At 49.6% G+C, this 16,579-nt stretch carries 17 protein-coding genes; 8 read left to right on the top strand and 9 right to left on the bottom strand.

The features are described from left to right. On the bottom strand, window positions 1–884 hold an 884-nt coding region (locus ACIDF8_RS05730), incomplete at its 3' end, for a PQQ-binding-like beta-propeller repeat protein (protein WP_412009663.1). A 338-nt stretch (window positions 885–1,222) separates the two neighbouring features. Between ACIDF8_RS05730 and ACIDF8_RS05725 the strand changes: the two genes are divergently transcribed. Further along, a complete protein-coding gene (locus ACIDF8_RS05725) occupies window positions 1,223–2,329 on the top strand; it encodes a GntR family transcriptional regulator (protein ID WP_412009620.1) in 1,107 nt (368 codons plus the stop codon). Between the two features lie 361 nt (window positions 2,330–2,690). Here the strand turns inward: ACIDF8_RS05725 and ACIDF8_RS05720 are convergent, their stop codons facing one another. The 5 genes from ACIDF8_RS05720 to ACIDF8_RS05700 form a co-directional block, all read right to left on the bottom strand. Next, the gene (locus tag ACIDF8_RS05720) at window positions 2,691–3,218 is read right to left on the bottom strand and encodes a PepSY domain-containing protein (protein WP_412009619.1); all 528 of its coding nucleotides are present in this window, start codon (window positions 3,216–3,218) and stop codon (window positions 2,691–2,693) included. 173 nt (window positions 3,219–3,391) lie between these two features. Next, window positions 3,392–4,186 carry a thymidylate synthase gene (locus ACIDF8_RS05715; RefSeq protein ID WP_412009618.1) on the bottom strand — a complete coding sequence of 265 codons (795 nt, stop codon included), beginning with the start codon at window positions 4,184–4,186 and terminating at the stop codon, window positions 3,392–3,394. Between the two features lie 33 nt (window positions 4,187–4,219). Further along, a complete protein-coding gene (gene thrC / locus ACIDF8_RS05710) occupies window positions 4,220–5,653 on the bottom strand; it encodes a threonine synthase (protein ID WP_412009617.1) in 1,434 nt (477 codons plus the stop codon). Window positions 5,654–5,697: 44 nt separating this feature from the next. Then, window positions 5,698–7,011: a homoserine dehydrogenase gene (locus tag ACIDF8_RS05705; protein WP_412009616.1), complete on the bottom strand. Its 1,314-nt coding sequence runs from the start codon at window positions 7,009–7,011 to the stop codon at window positions 5,698–5,700. A 41-nt stretch (window positions 7,012–7,052) separates the two neighbouring features. Beyond that, complete coding sequence (locus ACIDF8_RS05700; protein ID WP_275355510.1) at window positions 7,053–8,279, bottom strand: pyridoxal phosphate-dependent aminotransferase; 1,227 nt, start codon at window positions 8,277–8,279, stop codon at window positions 7,053–7,055. A gap of 160 nt (window positions 8,280–8,439) precedes the next feature. Here ACIDF8_RS05700 and ACIDF8_RS05695 point away from each other — a divergent pair, with 160 nt between their 5' ends. Beyond that, complete coding sequence (locus tag ACIDF8_RS05695; protein WP_412009615.1) at window positions 8,440–8,832, top strand: Mth938-like domain-containing protein; 393 nt, start codon at window positions 8,440–8,442, stop codon at window positions 8,830–8,832. A gap of 3 nt (window positions 8,833–8,835) precedes the next feature. Here ACIDF8_RS05695 and ACIDF8_RS05690 read toward each other — a convergent pair whose 3' ends face one another. Further along, window positions 8,836–9,381: a DUF1439 domain-containing protein gene (locus tag ACIDF8_RS05690; protein WP_412009614.1), complete on the bottom strand. Its 546-nt coding sequence runs from the start codon at window positions 9,379–9,381 to the stop codon at window positions 8,836–8,838. Between the two features lie 78 nt (window positions 9,382–9,459). Here ACIDF8_RS05690 and ACIDF8_RS05685 point away from each other — a divergent pair, with 78 nt between their 5' ends. Beyond that, complete coding sequence (locus ACIDF8_RS05685; protein ID WP_412009613.1) at window positions 9,460–9,951, top strand: prepilin-type N-terminal cleavage/methylation domain-containing protein; 492 nt, start codon at window positions 9,460–9,462, stop codon at window positions 9,949–9,951. 94 nt (window positions 9,952–10,045) lie between these two features. Here ACIDF8_RS05685 and fabB read toward each other — a convergent pair whose 3' ends face one another. Together fabB and fabA are read right to left on the bottom strand one after the other, a co-directional pair. Next, window positions 10,046–11,272 carry a beta-ketoacyl-ACP synthase I gene (fabB, locus tag ACIDF8_RS05680; RefSeq protein ID WP_412009612.1) on the bottom strand — a complete coding sequence of 409 codons (1,227 nt, stop codon included), beginning with the start codon at window positions 11,270–11,272 and terminating at the stop codon, window positions 10,046–10,048. A 55-nt stretch (window positions 11,273–11,327) separates the two neighbouring features. Then, on the bottom strand, window positions 11,328–11,843 hold the full coding sequence (gene fabA / locus ACIDF8_RS05675; protein WP_412009611.1) for a 3-hydroxyacyl-[acyl-carrier-protein] dehydratase FabA: 516 nt from the start codon (window positions 11,841–11,843) through the stop codon (window positions 11,328–11,330). 267 nt (window positions 11,844–12,110) lie between these two features. Here fabA and ACIDF8_RS05670 point away from each other — a divergent pair, with 267 nt between their 5' ends. The 5 genes from ACIDF8_RS05670 to ACIDF8_RS05650 are packed head-to-tail and all read left to right on the top strand — an operon-like array spanning window position 12,111 to window position 16,534. Beyond that, window positions 12,111–13,127 (top strand): AAA family ATPase, encoded by a 1,017-nt coding sequence (locus ACIDF8_RS05670; protein ID WP_412009610.1) that lies wholly within the window; start codon window positions 12,111–12,113, stop codon window positions 13,125–13,127. 43 nt (window positions 13,128–13,170) lie between these two features. Continuing rightward, window positions 13,171–14,028 carry a DUF58 domain-containing protein gene (locus tag ACIDF8_RS05665; RefSeq protein ID WP_412009609.1) on the top strand — a complete coding sequence of 286 codons (858 nt, stop codon included), beginning with the start codon at window positions 13,171–13,173 and terminating at the stop codon, window positions 14,026–14,028. A 12-nt stretch (window positions 14,029–14,040) separates the two neighbouring features. After that, window positions 14,041–15,024, top strand: a complete 984-nt coding sequence (locus tag ACIDF8_RS05660; RefSeq protein WP_412009608.1) for a hypothetical protein — start codon at window positions 14,041–14,043, stop codon at window positions 15,022–15,024. Further along, window positions 15,024–16,010 (top strand): vWA domain-containing protein, encoded by a 987-nt coding sequence (locus ACIDF8_RS05655; protein WP_412009607.1) that lies wholly within the window; start codon window positions 15,024–15,026, stop codon window positions 16,008–16,010. The genes ACIDF8_RS05660 and ACIDF8_RS05655 overlap by 1 nt, the downstream gene beginning before the upstream one ends. After that, window positions 15,995–16,534, top strand: a complete 540-nt coding sequence (locus tag ACIDF8_RS05650) for a hypothetical protein (protein ID WP_412009606.1) — start codon at window positions 15,995–15,997, stop codon at window positions 16,532–16,534. Before ACIDF8_RS05655 ends, ACIDF8_RS05650 begins: the two co-directional genes overlap by 16 nt. Window positions 16,535–16,579: the final 45 nt, after the last annotated feature.

Here is a 16,579-nt window from a genome sequence, read left to right as displayed (position 1 = left end):
GAACCACCACCATGTTGCCAGCCGTCTTTCACAGCTTGTGGTTTCAACCAGGTACGTGTACCCAATTCTTTTTCGCCGCCTTTGATTTGGTCAGCTGACAAACGTTTAAAGGAACCGCCTTCTTTGTTACCACCGTTTACGTCTTGATAAACAGACAGTGCGTTGTACAAAGGATTGTCTTTGTTAGTGTTAGCGTCATGCAATGTTTCGCTGTCAGGGCCTGTAGAATAGGCTTTCCATGCCAAAGAACCATCTTTCAGGTTGTAAGCAACGATAAAGCAACGTACGCCGAACTCAGCACCTGAGCAACCTGTCAGGACTTTGTCTTTGATCACGTGTGGAGCGTTAGTGTTAGTTGCGCCAACTTTTGGATCAGTGTTTTTTACGTCCCAAACTTTAGCACCGGTTTTTGCATCCAAAGCAACCAGCATGCCGTCGTTTTGTTGCAAGAAGATTTTACCGTCGCCGTAGCCCAGACCGCGGGAAACATTGTCACAGCACAGTACTGCTTGTACGCTTGGGTCTTGTTTTGGGAAGTAGGACCAAACGATTTTTTGGTTGTCGTTCAGGTCAAGTGCGTAGATATTGTTTGGGAAAGCAGTGTGAACATACATCATGTTGCCCACAACCACTGGTGAACCTTCGTGACCGCGGTTTACACCGGTTGCGAATGTCCAGGCAGCTTTCAGATTTTTTACGTTGCCCTTGTTGATTTGTGCCAAAGCGCTGTAGCCTTGGTTGTTATGTTGGCCACGTGGGTGAGCCCAGTTGTTTGGATCTTTCATTGCAGCTTCTTGATCAGCGGCTGCGAATGCGAGCATTGGCATAGCAAGCGCAACGCTGGCAGCAATACCAAAAGCAGTTTTGATTTTCATGATAGTAATATCTCCGAGATAATCACAAGGTAGCAATTGTTAACTTCAATTGCGCGGTGCTTAAATTGCCACTGGCACTAGGATTTCCAGAGCTGAAACATCCTGTTACGGATATATGTCACTTTATTAAGCGCTTGTAACTGTAATATAAATAACCGCCCCTGGCAGCCAGCCAGTTTCAGGTTTTATTCATGGGCCAGAGCGGGAATTTTTCCGAAAACTTTATTGAATTGCTTTTTTTTTGTATCATCTGGTTACGGAAGGCCATGTCCTAGTGTGCCCTTCAGGTAAGCGTGCCCAATGTGATGTGCAGGCACCCTTTTCTTGAACATAAGGCAAACGCAGACGTGCTGAGACCCTGGTATTACTCACTGGTGTTAGATAAGGATTCTCCTTCCTCCATCCATCAACAACTCATAGACCACTTTAGGTCGATGATAGAAGCTGGTGACTGGTTAGGCGGCAGCCCCTTGCCCAGCACACGCGATATTGCGCAACGTCTTGGCATCAACCGTAAGACAGTTTCCCGGGTTTATGAAGAACTGTCAGCCCAAGGGCTGATTTACACCCAACCTAAACGTGGCACTTTTGTTGCTGAAACCATCAAACGTAGCACCACAGCAGACAAAGCGATGGCAGACTCAAGCCCGTCATCGTCAGCCCCGCGCACTGAATCGAATAGCATAGAAAGCCTGATTCAAAAAAGCAGCATTCATCACTTGCGCCGCGCGGCATTGCATCTGCATAAATTGCGGCAAGCAGATTACGATGTCACTGGCTTACATCACCTTAAACATTTGCTGGCCAATTTGCTGGCGCATGAGCGGCGCTATTTGGTCCCACCGGAACACATCGCCTGCGGTGCACGCCAGGGACTGCAACAAGCCATTCTCTGCAATCTGGATGCCAGCCAGGGTTATGTATTGATTGACCCTAGCGTCGGGACAAGGCTGGAACATGCATTAAAAAAACAGGGCATTCCCGTCATGCAGCTTCCGGAAGGGGCATGCAACCAGACGCAGCAATTTATCGACCAGGTGGAAAAATATTGCATTAATTTTCCGGTATCGGCAGTCTGGTGTGACAGCAGCAAGGTCGTGTCACCGGCCCATCTGGAAGCGGAGCAAACCCTCATTGCACAAAAACTGTCTGATTACGGCCTGCTACTGATTGATGACCAGCGTAGCCGCCTCCCTCTTGGCCTGGAACATCAACCTCCCCTGGCAGCAAAGTACGCCCGCAGTTTGCTCCTTGGTAGCTTGTATGGCACCTTTTGCGAAATGTTCAATATTTGCTATGTAGCGAGCAACTTGGGATTCACAGATAAGTTTTTGACTGAGATGGATGCCCACTCGCAATCTCCGCTGCTCTTGAACATGCTGGCACAAAGTGACTTGATCAAACGCGGAGAATATAAAAAACTGGTCACCACCATACATCGCAGCATGGCTTAAGGATTGCGCGTCGCACCATCAAGCCATGCACCAAACTGGTTGCCAGGAACCAAATCCAAGCAGAAGTGGCTACCCACAACCACCATAAATACGGGAAGAAATCCTATTTACTCTGAAAATAGATTTTTAAAACATTAAGTTAAATTGAATACATAGAGTTGGCACAAGAAATGCTAAAATTCAGCCGGGAGTGTGCTATCACTAGGACCGATACCAGCAGACTGCATATCCGCCGGTATCGGGGTAGCCACTCCCTAACTTGCATATTGATCTCATGCAGAATAAAAAAGGCAGCGCATTTGCGCTGCCTTTTTTATTTTTTGAAACCGGCCGACCTCACTAGGAGGCAAGCACAGCTAAATTACTCTTGACCGATTTGGTAGACTTCGTAGCTGGTTTCTACGATCTTACCAGTTGTCGCATCCACTTCCACTTTTACTTCTTCGTTATCAGCTTCAAGGATATCGAATTCATAAGAAGCTTTGCCATCTGGCTCCAGCTCATATTCAACTTCAACCACTTTACCAGCGTGGGCAGCCAATGCTGTGGCTTTAGCGTCGGCTTCTGACACTTTAGCCAAGGCTTTGAATTTTTCGTCATCTGCAGTCACTTCTTGCTCTACTTCTGTGACTTTGCCAGTTTTGGCGTTGCACTCGATATCCCAAGCAGTACCGTCTTTGGACTGAACATCAAACTCATAAACCAGTTGTTTGCGCTCGGATTTCGCTTCAACTTTTACAATTTTGCCATCATGCACGGACAAGGCGGCTTTTACGCACTTACCCAAGCTGTCGTAGGCTTTTGGTTTGATAGTTTCGTGGTCAGCAAATGCTGGTGCTGACAATGCACCGCATACAGCGGCAATGATGAGTGAGGCTTTAATTTGCATAATGATCTCCTAAGTTTAAGTCATGAATTTAACGTGCAAGACAACGCTAGGGACGCCTGTTACACGCTCATAACGCTGCAAAGGATATCAAAAACAAACAAGGCTTTTGCAAATATTACACCTTATTAACAAAATGGTTTAAAACAACCATTCTATTAGCCTATTTAGCACTTTTAGACTGCAACTGGCGCCTTGATAGCCGGATAAGGATCGTAATTTTCTAACGTGAAATCCTCAAACTTGAAAGCAAAAATATCTTTGACTGCAGGATTGATATGCATGGTGGGCAGCGACCGTGGCGTACGGGAAAGTTGTTCTTTCACCTGCTCCATATGGTTGCTGTAAATATGTGCATCCCCTAGCGTATGCACAAAATCCCCTAATTGCAGGTCACATACTTGCGCAACCATCATGGTCAACAAGGCATAAGAAGCAATATTAAACGGCACCCCTAGGAAAATATCGGCACTGCGCTGGTATAGCTGGCAAGATAACTTGCCATCCGCGACATAAAACTGGAAGAAAGCATGACAAGGCGGTAACTTCATACGCTCAACATCGGCCACATTCCAGGCAGACACAATCAAACGGCGGGAATCCGGTGTGTTTTTGATCTGAGCGATGACTTGCGAAATCTGGTCAATATGGTTGCCATCCGGCTTTGGCCAGTTACGCCACTGGTAGCCATAAACAGGCCCGAGGTTGCCTTGCGCATCCGCCCACTCGTCCCAAATCGTAACGCCATTTTCCTTAAGGTAGGCAATATTGGTACTGCCTTGTAAAAACCACAGCAGCTCATGAATAATGGATTTTAAATGCACTTTTTTGGTCGTGAGCAGAGGAAAACCCTCTGCCAGGTTAAAGCGCATCTGATAGCCAAACACTGAGATGGTCCCGGTGCCGGTGCGATCAGTTTTGACATGACCTTGCGCAAGTACGTGGTTCAATAAATCATGATACTGTTGCATGGCAGGCTCCTGCGGTCTTAGGTATTGTCTATATTAGGTATTGGCGACGATAAAGGCTTTAATGGCATCGACACTCACCTCCATTACCGTCGATGTTTGTGGCAAGTCTTCCAGGCCTTGCAGGCTGGCAGGCCGCTCAGGACGCTCACCCAACGCCTCGACAATCGCATCTTCAAATTTTGCTGGCAATGCTGTTTCCAGCACCAGCATTGGTACCTCGGCGTTGCGGTGCTCCAGTGCAACCTTCAAGCCATCCGCAGTATGGGTGTCTATTGTCACACCATAGGTTTGCTTGGTTTCACGAATAGTTTGCATGCGGTTGGCATGGTTGCTATGTCCAGAAACAAAACCGAACCCTGCAACTTTGTCAAAATACCCTTGCGCCTTCAAATCAAACTGCCCGCCGCCATCGACTGCGCCCCATAACTCCCGCACTTTAGCGCTGTCTTGCCCGACCAAATCGTAGACAAAACGCTCAAAATTGGAGGCTTTGCTAATATCCATAGACGGGCTGGAGGTGTGGTAAGTATTCGCTGAACCACGCGGTGCATACACACCTGTATTAAAAAACTCATCCAGGACATCGTTTTCATTGGTGGCAACCACTAACTGGTCAATCGGCAAGCCCATCATGCGTGCAATATGCCCCGCACAAACGTTACCAAAGTTACCGCTCGGTACGGTGAAGCTGACCTTTTGGCTGTTGTTTTTGGTCACAGCCAAATAGCCTTTAAAGTAATACACAATCTGGGCAGCGATGCGGCCCCAGTTAATAGAATTGACGGCACCGATTTTATATTGTGCTTTGAAAGCATGATCGTTAGAGACTGCTTTGACCATGTCCTGCGCATCATCAAATACGCCTTTGACCGCGATATTGAAGATGTTTTTATCTTGCAAGCTAAACATTTGTGCCGTCTGGAAACGGCTCATTTTCTGGTAAGGCGACAGCATAAATACGCGCACCCCTTTTTTGCCACGCATGGCGTATTCAGCCGCAGATCCGGTATCTCCAGAAGTGGCCCCCAGAATATTGGTTGTTTGGCCGGTTTTTTCCAGCACGTATTCAAACAGGTTGCCAAGCAGCTGCATCGCCATATCTTTAAAAGCCAGCGTGGGGCCATTTGAGAGACTCAGCAGATACAAATTGTCTTGCAGCTTGAGTGTAGGGGTAATCTCTTCGGCATCTTGCCCTGCACGCGCATATTGATAGACCTCGGCCCGGTAGGTTTTATCAATAATGGCTTTGAGGTCTGTGTGCGGAATATCACTGTCATCGACCAGGCGTGACAAAATTGCAAATGCTAGCTCACGGTAATTCATGCCGCGCATGGCATTGAGGTCAGCGTCGCTGAATTGCGGATACTGCTCAGGCAGATACAAGCCACCGTCTGGCGCCAGGCCACCCAGTAAAATCTCACTAAAACTCAAAGCAGGCGATTGCCCACGGGTACTGATATATTTCATTGTATGACACTCATTCAATTAGGCCGGATCAACTTGACACTGGCTTAGCGCGACAGGGATTCAACACGGATTTTGGTCACTTTGCCGGTCAAAGCGGGCAAAGCCTCAATGCGGGCGATCGCAGTATCCATGGTTTTCTCTTGGGTGGTATGGGTCAGGATGACAATATCCGCCTCTGACTCCCCATCTGCCGGTTCTTTCTGCAGCATGGCATCAATCGAAATTTGCAGATCCGCCAGGATTTTGGTCAGGTCTGCCATCACGCCAGGTTTGTCCGATGCGCGTAAACGCAGGTAGTAATCTGAATGTACTTCTGCAATCGGCAATACTGGCAACGCTTGCTGCTGGTCTAACTGATAGCCCAAGTAGGCCACTCGTTGCTCTGCGTGAGTGCCTTGCAAGCGGGCAATATCAACCAGGTCAGCTACCACGGCACTCGCGGTAGGTTCAGCCCCTGCCCCGGCACCATAATACAAGGTTGGACCGACGGCATCACCTTTCACCACAACCGCATTCATGGCGCCATCCACATTAGCAATCAGGCGCTTTTCCGGAATCAAGGTCGGGTGGACCCGCAGTTCCACGCCCGCGCTCGTTTTTTTGCTGATACCCAACAATTTAACGCGGTAACCCAACTCTGCCGCATAGTGTATGTCCTGGATGCTCAGTTGGGTAATGCCCTCAGTGTAGGCTTGCTCAAATTGCACTGGCATGCCAAATGCAATACTGGCCATAATGGTCAGCTTGTGCGCGGCATCAACCCCTTCCACATCAAAGGTTGGATCAGCCTCAGCATAACCCAGACGTTGCGCCTCCTTGAGCACATCGGCGAAGGCAAGGCCTTTATCTCGCATTTCGCTTAGGATAAAGTTGGTGGTGCCATTGATAATGCCAGCCACCCATTCGATTTTGTTGGCACTCAAGCCTTCACGCAAGGCCTTGATGATAGGAATACCGCCGGCTACTGCTGCCTCAAATGCGACGATGACACCCTTTTCGGCCGCCGCTTTAAAAATTTCGTTGCCATGAACCGCCAGCAAGGCCTTATTGGCAGTCACCACATGCTTGCCATTGGCAATGGCTTGCAGCACTAGCTCTTTAGCAATGGTGTAGCCGCCGATCAGCTCGACGACGACATCCACTTCAGGGTTATTCACAACAGCAAACGCGTCATCGGTCAGGGCGACTTGTCCGCCTGTCACCTGTTTGGCGAGCTCGAGATTGCGGTCAGCCACTTGCACAATCCGGATATTGCCGCCGATCCGGCGGGCAATCTCTGACTGGTTACGGGTGAGCACGGTAAAAGTACCGCCCCCCACTGTGCCTATGCCTAACAACCCAACTTTTAATTCTTTCATACTTAATACTCACCATTGATGGCGCGCCCCAAGGCACGCCTTTATTTTGAATGTTTCTTTCGGTAACCGTCGAGGTAACGCCCGATACGTGTCATCGCCTCGGTCAAATCATCCACATTCGGCAGGAACACCACGCGGAAATGATCTGGTGACTTCCAGTTGAAACCGGTTCCCTGGACCAGCAGCACTTTTTCCTCAAGCAGCAAGTCGAGGATAAATTGCTGGTCATCAGCAATCGGATACATATTGGCATCCAATTTGGGGAACAGATACATGGCGGCCTGCGGTTTAACACAGGTCACGCCTGGCATCGCGGTCAGCATGTCATAGGCGAGGTCACGTTGCTTGCACAAGCGCCCACCAGGCGCCACCAGGTCGTTGATGCTCTGGTAACCACCTAACGCCGTCTGGATAGCCAACTGTCCAGGAACGTTGGCACACAAACGCATAGAGGCCAGCATATTCAGGCCTTCGATATAGTCTTTGGCGTCTTTTTTATCGCCTGAAATAATCATCCAGCCAGAGCGGTAACCACATGCGCGGTAATTTTTGGACAACCCGTTAAAGGTCACAAACAAGACATCATCGGCCAAGGAGGCAATCGATGTATGCGTGTTGCCGTCGTACAACACCTTGTCATAAATTTCATCGGCAAAAATCACCAGGCCGTGATGGCGGGCGATTTCAATAATGCCTTCCAGCGTTTCTTTGGGATACAAAGCGCCAGTTGGGTTATTGGGATTGATAATGACAATACCTTTGGTGTTGGCATTGATTTTGTTTTCAATATCTTCGAGATCGGGCAACCAGCCAGACTGCTCGTCACAGACATAGTGCCGTGCGGTACCGCCAGCCAGGTTAACGGCCGCTGTCCACAACGGATAGTCGGGCATGGGTACCAGGATCTGGTCGCCATTATTGAGCAGGCCTTGCATAGCCATGACAATCAGCTCTGAAACGCCGTTGCCAATAATGATGTCGTCTATGGTCACACCCGTAATATTCTTTTGCTGGGTGTAATGCATAATGGCTTTGCGCGCCGCAAACAACCCTTTGGAATCGGTGTAGCCAGAGGCCTGATCCATATTATGAATCACGTCCTGGACGATTTCTTCTGGCGCATTAAAACCGAAGGGCATCGGGTTACCGATATTCAGCTTGATAATGCGCTGTCCATCTTCCTCCATCTGGCGAGCACGCTGCAAAACAGGGCCGCGGATGTCGTAACAGACATTGCTGAGTTTGCTGGATTTATTGACTGGCTGCATAGCGGATTAACAAACACATCTGGCGTGTGTTAAGCTCTTAAAGTAAAACTTTCATTCTACCTGCAAACCCCTGCTACAGCAATGAACCTGGTACGCGGGATCGTGTCAGTCCTGAAGGACGAATGACCTTCCAGACGCTTCAATCACGAGTGATAAACCTATGAAACTACATCTGCATACCGGCGAACAACAATACCAGATTCATGGCGTGGATCATGAGGCGGTGATCATTAACCACCAGCGTTATGAACAAGCCGTGATTGTCAGCGAGCAGGCGCTCAGTAACGACTGGTTTAAAGGGCCATGGGAGACACTGGACGCGCAGGCATTGTCAGTCATTCTGGCGTTCAAACCGGAAGTAGTGCTGCTGGGCACGGGCAATAAACAGCGTTTTATCCACCCCAAACACACCCAGGCATTTTTGTCTGCGCATATTGCAGTGGAGTGCATGACCACGGCAGCCGCTTGCCGCACTTTTAATATCCTGAGTGCAGAAGGCAGGAAAGTCGTCGCAGCCTTATTGCTAGAGAAGCATTTACAGTCTGCACCCTAACCGCTATTGGGGTTTGAGGGTCACGCTTAGCCCTTCTGGCGTGACCTTGAACTGATCCGGTTGATAGCGCCTGCCGGCATAACTTAAGTCCTCAGGCTTCACCTCGTACAACACGACTTGTTTGAACCATTGCCGGCCGACTTCCTTGGCCAGTTGCTGGGCCAAAGCATTCCATTCACTCCCCGCCTCATCCAGCTGCAATGAATCCACCTCCGGCTGGTCCAGCACGACCACCTGCTTCGCCTGGTCAAAATTCAACACGCCGGAAAGACCGAGTTTTCCGGTGGCGGGATTCGCCAGCAGGTCACTGTGGATATTCGCATCCATCAAGGTGTGAATACGCCCAGAACCCTGCTCTACTGAAACCCGCGCATTGGAGAGTTGGACCTGGAACACACGCAGGATGGTGATCGGTTTTTTCAGTTTTCGATTCAAGTTTTCTTGTAGTTGTGCCGTACTCATATGCAAGGTGCGTTCGCCCATACTCACACAATGCGTCAGCATTAACGCTAGCGAAACACCTACACAGAGCTTTTTAAATTGACGCATTTGTAAGCCTTATTTAACACTTGCAACATTCCACAAAATTTGACAACAGACAAAACGGCTACGATAAGATCGCGCACCATGAACAACAAACATCGCATACAGCTTGGATTTACATTGGTAGAATTGGTTGTCGTGCTGCTGATTCTATCAGCGCTTGCCGTCACTGCCTATGCGCGCATTTCGCAGGTGGATGTACAGGCCAGGCAAGCATCGCTGGCTGACTTTAAAGCCACGCTACAATCTGTTGCAACCATGGCCAAAGGCGTTTGCATGTCCGACCCTCAATGCGATAGCCAACAAGCATCGCCATCAACCAGCATAGAGGGCAATATTATTTATTTTAGCAATGGTTATCCTGTCGGTTGGTTGGGCAGTAGCGATGGTGCAGGCACAATCAACCAGTTAATCGATCTCGGAAAATTTGCCATACAGCCCTCACTGTCTGACCGCGAGCATGCCATCTATTATTTGCAAGGTGCCAGAAACAGCGCGCAATGCAAATTGCAGTATACCCTGCCGGCAAGCGCAGGGAGCAGCTTATCTATCGAGACCGACAATAGCGGCTGCTAAGTGGGCAACGAATAAAAAAACCGTGTGCTGTAATACACACGGTTTTTTTATTCGTTAAATGGCATTTCGCCACTCAAAGAGACTTTCGGCTACGCTACAGACTTTTAGTCGATAACGTCAGTGTCGCGTTGGTCCCACCAAAACCAAAACTGTTAGACAGTGCTGTTTGCACTTTGGCAGATGGAATCGCGGTACGGACAATATTTAGGCCTTCCGCAGCAGGGTCAAGATTATCAATATTGGCTGAAGCCGCAATAAATCCATGCTGCATCATGAGCAATGTGTAAATCGCTTCATTCACTCCTGCGGCCCCTAAGGCATGACCAGACAGCGATTTGGTCGATGCAATGGCTGCGCGGCTCTGGGTACCAAAAACCGTGCGTATGGCCTCCAGCTCTTTGGTATCACCCACTGGGGTACTGGTCCCGTGCGTATTGATGTAATCAATATCTTCAGGGCTAATGCCTTGCAAGGCTTGCTGCATACAGCGCACAGCACCTTCGCCGCTAGGGGCCACCATATCGTAGCCATCTGAGGTTGCACCATAACCAATGACCTCGGCATAAATATGTGCACCCCGGGCTTTGGCGTGCTCGTACTCTTCCAGCACAACAATACCGCCACCACCGGAGATCACGAATCCATCGCGATCCACATCATAAGTACGTGAAGCTTTTTCCGGCGTGTCGTTATACTTGCTGGACAAAGCGCCCATGGCATCAAACAGGTAGCTCATGGTCCAGTGTTCTTCTTCACCACCACCGGCAAAAACAATGTCTTGCTTACCCAGTTGAATTTGCTCTACGCCAGCACCAATACAGTGGGCACTGGTCGAGCAGGCAGAGCTGATACCATAGTTAACGCCCTTGATTTTGGCGCCGGTTGCCAAACAGGCAGCAATCCCGCTACTCATGGTTTTAGTCACCATGTAAGGGCCTACCCGGCGAATCCCTTTTTCGGCCAGCGTATTGGTGCCTTCAAGCATGCTCTCAGTAGAAGTGCCACCAGCCCCTACAATCAAGCCGGTTCTGACATTAGAAACCAATTCCTCTGGCAATTGCGCATCTGCAATCGCCTCCTGCATGGCCAGCCAGGCATAGGCATGGCCTTTCGCCATAAAACGCAATAGCTTGCGGTCAATCAGGGCTTCAATCTCAAGATTTTTGATCGAGCCAGCGACGTGCGAGCGCAAGCCGCGCTCGGCATATTCCGGCTGGAAACTAATCCCGGAGCGCCCGGTTTTCAGGCTCTCCAGTACTTCATGTTTGTTATTACCGAGACTTGATACGATACCAAATCCTGTAATCACTACGCGACGCATTGCGCCTCCTTAAACTTCAAAAAACGTTCAGGGATACTAAATTAAAGTAATCCTGCTAAAAATTGTCGGTGGTGGTAAATAAGCCCACCCGCAAATCACTCGCAGCATAAATTTTGCGGCCATCTACTTCCATGCGCGCATCAGCGATGCCCATGACCAGTTTACGCATAATCACGCGCTTCAGGTCAATGTGGTAGCGCACCAATTTTGCTTTGGGCAACACTTGCCCGGTAAACTTGACCTCGCCGGAACCGAGGGCTCGACCTCTGCCAGGCCCACCTTTCCAGCCCAGGAAAAAACCAACTAGCTGCCACATAGCATCCAAGCCCAGACAGCCTGGCATCACAGGGTCACCGGTAAAGTGACACTCAAAAAACCATAAATCAGGACGGATATCCAATTCGGCAATAATTTCACCCTGGCCGTATTTACCACCCTCATCAGAAATTTTTACGATGCGGTCAAACATCAACATGGGAGGCAGTGGCAATTGGGCGTTACCTTCCCCAAACATTTCGCCGCGACCGCAGGCCAGCAACTCCTCTTTACTGAAACTACTTTTTCTAGTCATGTATTTTTAGATTTTTAGTATAAAACAATATTTTCGCCGGAAATTGCGTTTAGTGAAAGCTTTTTGTCATGCCAAGACTATACTGACCTGTATACTTTTATTCAAAACACAGGTAAGATTCCCGAAATTGTTACTGAATTTTACATCTCATAAAATGGCAATAGCGCGCGGTTTAAAAGTCTATTAGTGAATTTTTCACCCTATTGAAGTTACAATTTAGTTACAATCAAAACCACTTTATATATTCAAATCATCAGGAAGTCAGGCATGCAAGAACAACAACTCAACGATTGGCGCACCCATGCGCTCACACTCGAGTCAGAAGTCAATAAAGTGGTCGTCGGTCAGGCAACACCGGTACGCCTGATTACCACCGCCGTCTTTGCCCGTGGCCACGTATTGCTTGAGGGGGATGTGGGCGTGGGTAAAACCACCTTGTTACGCGCCTTTACCCGTGGCATTGGTGGCGGTTATCAGCGGATTGAAGGCACCATCGACCTGATGCCTAACGATTTGGTTTACCACACTTACCTGGGGGAAGATGGCAAGCCGCATGTTAGCCCTGGCCCACTGTTGATGTCTGGTCAGGATTTGTCGATCTTCTTCTTTAATGAAATTAACCGTGCACGTCCGCAGGTGCACTCCTTAATGTTGCGCGTGATGGCAGAACGGACACTGACCGCATTCAACAAAGAGCATTACTTTCCACATATGCTGGTATTTGCTGACCGCAACCAGGTGGAACGTGAAGAAACATTTGATATCCCGTCAGCGGCGCGCGACCGTTTCATGATGGAAATCCCAATTGTCGTGCCGCCTGCGCATGACATTATGGAGTCACTGATTTTTGATACCCGCTTCCATGATGTGGATCAACTAATTTCCAATGTGCCAGCCGATATTCTCCAGTTTGACCAGCTCAATAGCTTTGCCAAAGTAATCCAAGAAAATATTCAAGCCAGCCCAGCCCTGCGCAAATATGCGCTTGACCTGTGGCTGGCCACCAAAGATCCGGTTGCCTATGGTGTCAAAGTCTCCAATGTAGACATGAAACGCCTGGTGCTCAGCGGCGCCAGCCCGCGCGGCATGGGCATGCTGTTGCGTGCTGCCCGCGTCAATGCCTGGCTGAATAACCGTGCGGCAGTGGTCCCTGAAGATATTCATGCGGTATTCCACGAAACCATCGCCCACCGCCTCGTCTTCAGTCCTGTCTATGAAATGCGCAGGACCGAAATTGCGCGTGAATTGCTTTCTGGCATCGTCAACGCAATCGCGGCACCTTAATTGATTACCTGCTGATGCGCAGAATAACGAGTATTGAAAAGTGATGCAGACAGTTAAGGAATTTAGCTACCACACTGGCTGGCGTTCGCGTTCACGCCGTCCTGGACGCCATAAGAGTAACCAGCGTGGCATGGGCATGGAGTTTAGGGGCCACACTACCCTGCTGTCCTACCCTGATCCACGCCGGATCGACATCCGCCAGACCATACGCGACCCGATGGAGCAGGTGTATGTGCGTATTTTCAACCAGAAAAGCGCCACGCCGGTGTTTGTGCTGTGCGATATGTCTGGCTCCATGCAATATGGCACCCCGCACACCAAACTGGTGACAGCCGCCGAAATCACGCGTTCGGTCGCGCAATCCGCCTGCCGTAATACAGACCCAGTCGGCTTCATCGGCTTTGATGATGACTTGCATGACGAATGGTTATGCACCCTAGCCTCTCGTCCACATAGCATGTTCGAGCTGGCAGATCGACTCGAAAACCACCTACCGAGTGAGGTGGGTGCGGCCGGTTTGATGGAAAGCGTCAGGTTGCTGCCACGTGAGCGTTCGCTGATTTTCATGGTGTCTGACTTTCATATGCCCTTGGAGCAATTGGAGGCTGCCTTGCTACTAATGCTGCGCCACCATATTGTCCCCGTCGTGTTATGGAATAGTAGCGAGTACAAGCAATTACCCGATTTTGGCATCACCAGTATTAATGACCCTGAAACTGGTGAGCGGCGCACGCTATTTTTGCGCGCATCCTACCGTCAACGTATCCTGAAAGCGTTTGAAGCCCGCCGCCAAGCCATTGAAGATATATTTATGAGATTTGATATGCAGCCTTTTTTTGTGGAAGACCGGTTTGATGCAGATGCCCTCACCGACTACTTCAATCAATACGTGCCTGCCTGAGGAAAGCGACCCATGAACGCGCGCCACCATCTATTGTATTTAATGTTATGCGTAGTCAGCCTGCTGTCTGTTTCACTCAACAGCGCTGCCGATGTGATTTTGCCATCGGTGGACAATAAATTTGTCAGTGTCCAAGAGATCAATCCTGGCCGCGATGCAGGCTTTGTCGTGGGTGACAAACTGCAACGCACCATGATTCTGACCGTCAAGCAACCGTATGAACTCATCAAAGAGTCGCTGCCGATTGTCGGTTATGAGCATCGCTACCGTGGACAGGTTTCTGGGATTGAGCTGACGGCGATTGATGTGGAAGAATCGAAAGAGCGCCAGCAAACGGTATACACCATTCACCTGGAATACCAGGTGTTCAAGTCTGGCCGGGTGGTCAAACCCGCCATCCTGAGAGGGGAAATCGTCAAACTGCGGCAGCAAGGTAGCAAGGACATCAAACAGTTCCGTATGCCCTCGTTTAACTTCCGGACCTCACCACTTTCTGTGTATGGTGAAGTCAATTTAAAGAACGAAATGAGCCCTTTTGTCGCGCCACTCAAATTGCATGCGGATAAAGAATGGCTGATGCTCAAAGTGGCTGCGGTGGTTTTAATCCTTTGCGTACTCGGTCTGGTTTATATTCTTGGCACAAGTACCTGGCTGCCGCGCATGGGGGGAGCCTTTGCCAAGGCTTACCGCAAGATCGGCAAATTGCCAGAGGATGCACAAGGTTTGCAACAGGCGATTTCCACCGTGCATGAGGCCATGCATCAGGTGGCTGGCTACAGTGTATTCGGTAACGGCGTCGATCAATTCTTGCTGCAAAAACCAGGCTTTGCACCGGCCAAACCAGAAATCGAACGTTTTTTTGCCTTGTCCCGCCAAGTATTCTTTGATGCCAGTACACCGCTAGACCTGGGCGCCCCCCCACGCGAGTGGCTGAAAAAATTCTGCCGCCATATGCGTGATTGTGAGCGTGGTTTAAAGCCTGAGGTACGCGCATAATGGCATTCACACATCCATGGCTATTGTGGGCCCTGCCTTTGGCACTACTGCCATTATTGCTGGAACGCTCGCATAGCAAACACTACTCCTGGGTAGGTCTGCTGCCACCAGATCCGTTGTCTAAAACCATAGGTTTCTTACTGAAGGTTTTAGCGGTCATCAGCATTGTGTTTATTATTTTGGGCTTAGCCGGACCGCACAGCCTGGAGCAACAAGTAGAACGCACGGGCGTAGGCGCGCAAATCGGCCTGGTGCTGGACCGCAGTGCCAGCATGGACGACCCTTTTGCCGGTGACAAAGATGGCAATGTTGGTGAAACCAAATCCGTTGCGGCCGCACGTATCATGACCAAGTTTGTGCAAAGCCGACAGAACGACATGATGGGTTTGATCACGTTTAGTAACTCGGCCATGTATGTACTACCACTGACCGAAAACAAAGAGGCGATTCTCTCCGCCATACAGGCAACCGCAGGCAACTCACTGTTCCAGACTAATATCGGCGGCGGTTTAACCAGCGCGGTGGAGTTGTTTAAAGATATGCCAGATTCAGGTTCGCGCGTGATTATCTTGATTTCCGATGGTGCCGGACGCGTGAGTGACATGGTGCAACAAAAGCTGCGTGACTGGCTGCAGCGCTACAACATCGGTTTATATTGGATTGTGTTGCGCCAGCCTGGAGGCGTCACTATTTTTGACCCTAAATACGCTGAAAGCAGCTACGACGGCCCAATGCCCAGCGAAGTATTGCTTTACCAGTTTTTTCAAACGCTGCGCACCCCATTTAGCGCTTATGAGGCTGCCGATCCCAAGTCATTAGAGGCCGCAATTGCCGACATCAACAGCAAAGAAAAAAAACCAATTCAATATCTGGAAAAGATTCCCGGCCATGACTACACCAATGTGTGTTACTGGATTGCTTTCGTCATGATTGCTGTCCTGCTGGCGGTTAAATATTTGGAGATTCATACATGGCGCTCAGCGTAAATAAACTTGTGATCGGGCTAATCGTGGTCGCCGCGGCTGCAACGGTTTCTATGGCTTATAGCTGGCAACGTATACAGCAAGTCGAAGCCTTTAACCAGGCGATCGCGACTGCCAAAAGTCCACAAACGGACCAGCAAAGTGTTGAGGCCAAATATGCGGTCGCTTACTGGCTGGGCAAAAATGAGCGTTACAAAGAATCTACGCTGTTGTTTACCAAGTTGATCGAGCAAGCCAATGCCAGCCAGCGCGCAGCCATTTTGCACAATGTCGGCAATATGTTTTTCATGCGCGCAATACAAATGACTGGTGGCAACGACAACAGCACGCGTGATGAAATTGAATACCTGCTGTCACAAGCGGCCAACTCCTATAAAGCTGCGCTCAAGGCAGATAACAGCAATTGGGGCACGCGCCGCAATTATGACCGTGTCCTGGGATTGCTGCCTGAGAAACCTACGCCTGGTGTAGGTGAATCTGACAATCCAGGCTTGATCATGGGCAATATTCCAAATGGATTGCCATAACAGGCAGCTGACTTTTTAGACCTCGATCTGACCCTATTGACTGGC

It is taken from the genome of Methylophilus sp. 3sh_L (assembly GCF_046766015.1).
GTDB lineage: Bacteria > Pseudomonadota > Gammaproteobacteria > Burkholderiales > Methylophilaceae > Methylophilus.
This window is presented reverse-complemented; position numbering and strand designations above follow the sequence as displayed.